We start from the raw sequence: 334 nt of genomic DNA, 5'->3' as shown, positions 1-334 counted from the left end.
AAGCCGCTCCGCCCGCTGCACTTGGAGGTGAAGCGCGACCACTACACCGAGCGACTGAGCGACGCGCTCGACCGGTTCCTCATCTACTACGGGGAATTGAAAGCCAAGGTGCTCACCGCCCTGCAACCCGAACCCGAAACGGCCGATTTGTTATGAATTTCGCGACTCAACTAAAGCAGGTCCGCCAGGCGGCGGAAGACTACGAGTGGTATCCGACCACGAATGAAATCATCACCGTTCTGATGCGGGACGTGAAGCGGACGACTGAAGGGTGGTCGTTTCGAACGAACCAAGAGCGCGGCTCGTTTGTGGATATCGGGGCTGGCAATGGCAA

Annotated in this window: 1 protein-coding gene; it reads left to right on the top strand. The window is 58.4% G+C overall.

Annotated elements, in window-relative coordinates; genetic code table 11:
• Positions 1 to 152: 152 nt before the first annotated feature.
• A partial coding sequence (locus JIN85_RS22640; RefSeq protein ID WP_200274564.1) for a hypothetical protein occupies positions 153 to 334 on the top strand: 182 nt, incomplete at its 3' end.

The organism is Luteolibacter pohnpeiensis, from assembly GCF_016595435.1.
In the GTDB taxonomy this organism is placed as follows: Bacteria; Verrucomicrobiota; Verrucomicrobiia; order Verrucomicrobiales; family Akkermansiaceae; genus Luteolibacter; species Luteolibacter pohnpeiensis.
This window is presented reverse-complemented; position numbering and strand designations above follow the sequence as displayed.